Genomic DNA, 6,448 nt, shown 5'->3' on the forward strand with positions numbered 1-6,448 from the left:
CCGGCCGTGGACGCCCCACGGGCAGCCGGTGGCCCGGCCGTGGACGCCGCCCGCCCGGCCGAACCCGCCGGGGCCCGCCACCGGCCCGCGGCCCGCCCCCGAACCGGAGGGGAAGAACCGCCGGAAGCTGTGGGGGGCCGTCGCGGTGGTCGTCGTCGCCGCGCTCGTCGTCGCCGGGATCTTCGTGTTCAAGGGCTCCGGGGACCAGACGGAGAGCGGCCGGACGCTTTCGCAGTACGACTTCAGGTTCGTCGCCCCGGAGGACTGGGTCCAGACCGACGACCGGGTCGCCGAGAAGCAGGTCGTGATCCACCCGCAGGAGTCCCGGGACGGCAACGACCTCGTGGTCGCGCAGGAGTACGTCATGGACTACGACGCGACGGCGGACCGGCAGAAGCTCGTCGACGAGCTCCGGCAGCTCGCCGAACGGGCGCCGGAACGCTGGAGCGCGTACAACCCGGACCTGTCCTACGCCGGCAAGACCGTGATCGGCTACCACGAGACCAAGCCGGACCGGCCCGATCTCCAGGTCGACTGGTACGTCGTGGCGAAGGGCCGGATCCGCGTCCACGTCGGCTGCCAGTACGCCACCGCCCCGCTGCGCGAGCGGGTCGCCGCCGCGTGCGCGCAAGCCGTGCGCACGGCGGAAATCCTGAACTGAGAGGAGGGCGCGCGGTGCCGTCCGCGGAATTCGAAAGCGCCGCCGCGTCCTTCAAGCGCCTCGGCCAGGACGCGGTGACGCATTCGCGGCGGGTCGCCGGGAACGCGCTCGCCCGCAGCCGGCGGCAGCACAGCGAGAACGCCGAACTGCTGAAGCAGAGCGGGCGCGGCCCGAAGTCCGGCGACCCGACCCCGGGAACGCTGCGCGCGGCCGCCGAACGGTTCCGCCGCGCGCGGGGGCTCACGGTTCCCGCGGTTCCCGATCCGGTTCCTTCGCGTTCGCAATCCCAGTCGCGAGCCCCTCGATCGGGTGACGACGACGAAGACTTTTCCCAGATGCGAATCATGCAGCGCGACCGGTGAAACTCGCGCCGCCGTTGCTGTGCGCGTGCTAATCCCGCTGGTGGAGAACGCATTGCCGGGTGATGTGTCACCGGTTCGAGGTGGTTCCCGGACACCCGCGGCGATCGGTTCCCCCGGCGGGCGTTAACGCAAGCAACTACTTCGGGGCAAAGCACGACAAGGGGGAACCGGACGTGGCAGTGTCTGCGTCGTAGGGCCGTACGAACGAACAAGCTTGGTACGGACAACCACCACTCTTTATGAAGGGGGTACCGGTATGAGCGCCGGACAGGGATTCCAAGGGACAGTTGCTCAGTTCACCGAGGCCGAGGGACGCGTCACCGAGGTCCGGGCCCAGATGGACCAGAACCTCTCGACGCTGCGCGACCGCATCGAGGCGACCCGCGCCGGGTGGCAGGGTGAGGCGAAGAAGGCTTTCGACCACGTGATGCTGCGCTTCGACGAGGACGCCCGCGGCATGGCGCAGGCCCTGCAGCGCATCGGTGAGCTGCTCCGCGAGGCCGGCTCCAAGTACGAGCGTTCCGAGCAGCAGCAGCAGGAGATCCTCGGCGCCGTCAACCGCGGCTTCGACGCTCTCGGCTGAGCGCCTCCCGAATCCTTTCTCGACCACCCGAAATCTTCAGCTCAAAAGGAGTAAGTCATGCCTGATGGCGCCGGCATTGTCGTCAATTACGCCACCATCCGCGCTGCCGCGGACGACTGCACGCAGACGGGCGGCGAGCTGCAGTCCGCGTTCGACCGCCTCAAGGACGACCTGCGTCCGCTGACCACCACCTGGACCGGTTCCGCGAAGGAGCAGTACGACGCTGCCCAGCGCACCTGGGACCAGAAGTTCGAGGACCTGAAGCAGGTTCTGGCGCAGATCGCCGCCGCCCTGCCGCAGATCGCCGACGGCTACCAGACGACGGACAACGCCGTCGAAGGCCTGTTCTGAGCCGGTAGCCCCGGAAACCACGGCGGGCCCGCACTCCGGTGCGGGGCCCGCCGTTTTCTGTTGTACGGCAATGCGAATTCAGTGGGGAGCGCCGACCTCGTACTCGGGCCGGTCGTTGAGCACCCGCACCGTCACCTTCTTCGGCTGCCCGCCGATGGTCACCGTGCAGTCGAACGTCGTGCCGTTCCGGGCGGCTTCGTTCGCCGGGCACTGCGCGTCCTTCACGTCCGGCTCGCCGTAGTTCTCGTTCAGGACCTTGACCACACCGTCCTGAAGGGACTGTTGCTCCAGCACGTCCCCGCGGAACGCGCCCAGCAGCCACGCCGCACCGCCGCCGGCCGCGAGCACCAGGACCGCGGCCACCGCGATCAGCGCCGGCTTCTTCGACTTCGGCTTCTTCGCCGGCTCGGCCGGGAACGCGCCCAGACCGCCGTACTGCGCCGGCTGGAACCCACCGCCGTACTGCGGCTGCCCGTGGCCCGGCGTCGGCGTCGGCTGGGACGGCGTCGGCTGGGACGGCGGCTGCCACGGCCCGCTCGGCGGCCCCGGCTGCCACGGCCCGGAGAACGAACCCGACGGCTGTCCCGGGTTCCACGCACCGGTGTAGGCGCCCGAAGCGCCGGGGTCGGCGTTCTGCTGCCACTGCCCGGCGTGCGGACCGGTCGCCTGCTGCTCGGGCTGCCACGCGCCCGGCTGCGGGGCGGCGCCGGAAGCCGGCGGCTGCCACCACTGCGGCTGCTGCGGGTCGGGCGGCTGGGACGGTGGTGTCATCGGGAATCACCTCGGGTCGTGGTCACGCCTCAGCTGCCCTGCGCTTCGCCGAGCCGGCGGTAGAAGTCGTCCATCGCCGCCCGGTCGGGCAGCACCGTGATCTGGCTCGCGTCCGGCAGCTTCGGCATGTCCTGCTGGCTCGCCTTGCCGGTGAACCGGAACTCGTACTTGAGCTCGAGCTGGTGGCCGTCGCCGGAGAACTTGGCCTCCATCACGAAGGAGACCAGGCTGCCGTCGGGGTTCAGCGTGATCGTCGCCGGGACCGCGGCCTTCTTCAGCTCCGGCCCGATCTTGTCCGTCAGGCTCGGCGGCAGGATCTCGACCTTGTTCTTGACGAAGATCTCGAACGGCACGTTGACGGTCAGCGCGGTCTTGCCGTCGCCGAGGCTCTTCGCCCCGCGGACCGCCCGCTTGTCGGCCTGGTAGGCCTGCACGGTCGAATCCGCCATCCGGCACGGCGTCAGCACGCCGCCCCAGACGCACGGGAGGACCAGGCCGCCCTCCGGCTTCGGCATCGACACCCACGCCGTCGGCGAGACGCCCTTCTGCACGTACATCGGGCCGAGGTAGGTGTACTCGACCGTGCCGTCCGCGGGCGTGTACGTGTCGATGATCTCGTCCGGGTTCTTCTGCGACCGGTGCCGCACCGCCCGGCTCTCCGGGCTGCCGGTGCGCGCCGACGTCACCGTGCTGTGGATCCACTTGTCGTCGAACTTGAAGTAGGCGTCCAGCGAGTTGGTGACGTCGCGCGAGTCGGTGATGGTGTCGCCGAGCTTGCCGATGACCTGCTCGAACTTGGCGCCGACGTAGTCCGCCGCGTCGTCGCCCTTCGGCAGCGCCGTGCCCGCCTTCGCCGTGCCGCAGGCGCTGACCAGGGCCAGCAGGGCACCCAGGACGAAGATCGCCGTCGGTCGTTTGCTCATACCGTCCCCTGCTCAGCCGTGTCGCCCGGATGGCCCCATCCTCGCGTGTCGCGGTGGCGCGTGCAGGCGCTTCGGCGAGAAAAATCCGGTAGGGTCCCCGCTGCGCCCGGGCCGCTCGGAGCCTAATATGGGCGCTTCCACCACCCCCGATGCGCGGGTGCGGTGACCGTGGGGGTATCTTCATATGTCGTTGTGCGCTGCGGCGCGTAAGCGCTAGGCCCGCACAGAACCCACACGCAATGTTGACGACGAGGTAGACCCTTGCCCACGTACAGCCCCAAGCCCGGCGACGTCACTCGTGCCTGGCACGTGATCGACGCCGAGGATGTCGTGCTCGGACGGCTGGCGACCGAGGTCGCCACGCTGCTGCGCGGCAAGCACAAGCCGACCTACGCCCCGCACGTGGACACCGGTGACTTCGTCATCATCGTCAACGCCGAGAAGGTCGCGCTCACCGGTAACAAGCGCGAGCAGAAGTTCGCGTACCGGCACAGCGGTTACCCGGGCGGTCTGCGGAAGCGCTCGTTCGGCGAGCTGCTGGACACCAAGCCCGAGCACCTTGTCGAGAAGGTCGTCAAGGGCATGCTGCCGAAGAACAAGCTCGGCCGCGCCCAGGCGAAGAAGCTGAAGGTGTACGCCGGCCCGCAGCACCCGCACGCCGCGCAGCAGCCGCAGGCGCGCGAGATCACCAAGATCGCGCAGGTCGCGCAGTGAGTGAGGAACAGTCTGTGACCAGCACCGAGACCGAGGCCCCCGAGGTCGTCGAGACCACCGAGGCGACCGAGACCGGCGCCGTCGCGACCAGCGAGACCCCCGCCGCGCCGCGTCCGTCGCGGGCCGCCGGCGGCAACGCCCAGACCGTCGGCCGCCGCAAGGAAGCCGTCGTCCGCGTGCGGGTCGTCCCGGGCACCGGTGAGTTCAAGCTCAACGGCCGCACCCTCGAGGAGTACTTCCCGAACAAGGTGCACCAGCAGCTCATCAAGGAGCCGCTGGTCACGGTCGAGAAGCCGGACTCCTTCGACATCTTCGCCAACCTCAAGGGCGGCGGCGTCTCCGGTCAGGCCGGCGCGCTGCGCCTGGCGATCGCCCGCGCGCTCGTCGAGGTCGACGCCGACGACCGCCCGGCCCTCAAGAAGGCCGGCTTCCTGACCCGTGACGCGCGCGCCACGGAGCGGAAGAAGTACGGCCTCAAGAAGGCCCGCAAGGCCCCGCAGTACAGCAAGCGCTGATCGCGCCCCTTGGCGCAACCCACCGGAGCGCCCATCCGTCCATCGGATGGGCGCTCCGGCGTTTTTCCCGGGTCGTGTGTCGTTTCCGGAACGCCGAGCGACATCACCGGGGTGGGGGAACGCGGTCCGTCAGGGTCGCTAGGTTGTCGTGGTGGTCGCGTGGTCGTGACCGTTTTGAGGAGGTCGATCGATGGCACGCCTGTTCGGTACCGACGGGGTCCGTGGCCTGGCCAACGCCGAGCTGACGCCGGAGCTGGCCATGGCGCTGGCGGCCAGTGCCGCCCGGGTGCTCGCCGCGCACGACCGCTCGCACCGGCCGGTCGCGGTCGTCGGCCGTGACCCGCGCGCCAGCGGCGAGATGCTGGAAGCCGCGGTCGTGGCGGGCCTCACGTCCGCCGGGGCCGACGTGCGCCGCGTCGGGGTGCTGCCCACGCCGGCCGTCGCCTACCTGGTCGGCGCGCTCGAAGCCGATCTCGGCGTGATGATCTCCGCGTCGCACAACCCGATGCCCGACAACGGCATCAAGCTCTTCGCCGCGGGCGGGCACAAGCTCCCCGACGGCATCGAGGACGAGATCGAAGCCGGCCTCGCGGACGGCAAGGTCCGCCCGACCGGCGCCGGTGTGGGCCGCGTCACCGACGTCGAGGACGCCCTCGACCGCTACGCCGCCCACCTGGTCGACGCGACGCCGCACCCGCTCGCCGGGCTGAAGGTCGTCGTCGACTGCGCGAACGGGGCGTCGTCGGCGGCCGCGCCCGAGATCTACCGCCGGGCGGGTGCCGAGGTCGTCGCGCTGTTCGCCGAGCCGGACGGCGTCAACATCAACGAGCACTGCGGCTCCAACCACCCGGAGAAGCTGCGCAAGGCCGTCGTCGAGCACGGCGCCGACCTCGGCATCGCCCACGACGGCGACGCCGACCGCTGCGTGGCCGTCGACTCCGCCGGCGAGCTGGTGGACGGCGACCAGATCATGGCGGTCCTGGCGCTGGCGCTGGCCGAGGCGGGCGAGCTGACCAAGGACACGCTGGTCGCGACCGTGATGAGCAACCTCGGCCTGCACCTGGCCATGAAGGCCCACAGCATCAACGTCGTGACGACCGCGGTCGGCGACCGGTACGTCCTCGAGGAGCTGCGCGCGAGCGGCTTCGCGCTCGGCGGCGAGCAGTCCGGCCACGTCGTGCTCCCGGCCCACGCCACCACCGGCGACGGCCTGCTGACCGCGCTGCGCTTGATGAGCCGGATGGCCGAGACGGGCAAGTCCCTGGCCGACCTGGCCGCGGTGATGAACCGGCTGCCGCAGGTGCTGGTCAACGTCCCGGTGGCCGACAAGGCCGCGGTCGCCGACTCCTCCGAGGTCCGCACGGCCGTCGGCGAGGTCGAGGCCGAACTGGGCGAGGAGGGCCGGGTGCTGCTGCGCCCGTCCGGCACCGAGCAGCTGGTCCGCGTGATGGTCGAGGCCCCGGCGGTCGCCACCGCCCAGGCCGCGGCCGACCGCCTGGCCGGCGTCGTCTCAGCCGTTTCCTGACCCCCTCGTGAGTGGTAAGGCGGGTTCTAACCCGCCTTACCAC

9 protein-coding genes are annotated in these 6,448 nt (G+C 70.7%); 7 read left to right on the forward strand and 2 right to left on the reverse strand.

Annotated features, from left to right (window positions below; translation table 11 throughout):
• From ACWEVN_RS45325 to ACWEVN_RS45340, 4 genes are all read left to right on the forward strand, one after another.
• Nucleotides 1-661, forward strand: a 661-nt coding sequence (locus tag ACWEVN_RS45325; RefSeq protein WP_452055391.1) for a type VII secretion-associated protein, incomplete at its 5' end; no start/stop codon positions are given.
• Nucleotides 662-675: 14 nt separating this feature from the next.
• Entirely contained in the window at nt 676-1,023 is a 348-nt protein-coding gene (locus ACWEVN_RS45330) for a hypothetical protein (protein WP_449686316.1), read from the forward strand.
• Between the two features lie 256 nt (nt 1,024-1,279).
• On the forward strand, nt 1,280-1,606 hold the full coding sequence (locus ACWEVN_RS45335; RefSeq protein ID WP_449686315.1) for a WXG100 family type VII secretion target: 327 nt from the start codon (nt 1,280-1,282) through the stop codon (nt 1,604-1,606).
• Nucleotides 1,607-1,663: 57 nt separating this feature from the next.
• The gene (locus ACWEVN_RS45340) at nt 1,664-1,957 is read left to right on the forward strand and encodes a WXG100 family type VII secretion target (RefSeq protein ID WP_449686314.1); all 294 of its coding nucleotides are present in this window, start codon (nt 1,664-1,666) and stop codon (nt 1,955-1,957) included.
• 78 nt (nt 1,958-2,035) lie between these two features.
• Here the strand turns inward: ACWEVN_RS45340 and ACWEVN_RS45345 are convergent, their stop codons facing one another.
• The gene (locus ACWEVN_RS45345) at nt 2,036-2,728 is read right to left on the reverse strand and encodes a DUF4333 domain-containing protein (RefSeq protein ID WP_452055392.1); all 693 of its coding nucleotides are present in this window, start codon (nt 2,726-2,728) and stop codon (nt 2,036-2,038) included.
• Between the two features lie 29 nt (nt 2,729-2,757).
• Nucleotides 2,758-3,651 carry a hypothetical protein gene (locus ACWEVN_RS45350; RefSeq protein ID WP_449686312.1) on the reverse strand — a complete coding sequence of 298 codons (894 nt, stop codon included), beginning with the start codon at nt 3,649-3,651 and terminating at the stop codon, nt 2,758-2,760.
• A gap of 261 nt (nt 3,652-3,912) precedes the next feature.
• Between ACWEVN_RS45350 and rplM the strand changes: the two genes are divergently transcribed.
• From rplM to glmM, 3 genes are all read left to right on the forward strand, one after another.
• Nucleotides 3,913-4,365, forward strand: a complete 453-nt coding sequence (rplM, locus tag ACWEVN_RS45355; protein WP_004560141.1) for a 50S ribosomal protein L13 — start codon at nt 3,913-3,915, stop codon at nt 4,363-4,365.
• 14 nt (nt 4,366-4,379) lie between these two features.
• A complete protein-coding gene (gene rpsI, locus ACWEVN_RS45360) occupies nt 4,380-4,880 on the forward strand; it encodes a 30S ribosomal protein S9 (RefSeq protein ID WP_310967646.1) in 501 nt (166 codons plus the stop codon).
• A gap of 190 nt (nt 4,881-5,070) precedes the next feature.
• Nucleotides 5,071-6,405: a phosphoglucosamine mutase gene (gene glmM, locus ACWEVN_RS45365; RefSeq protein ID WP_452055393.1), complete on the forward strand. Its 1,335-nt coding sequence runs from the start codon at nt 5,071-5,073 to the stop codon at nt 6,403-6,405.
• Nucleotides 6,406-6,448: the final 43 nt, after the last annotated feature.

The sequence above is a fragment of the Amycolatopsis sp. NPDC003861 genome (genome assembly GCF_053605405.1).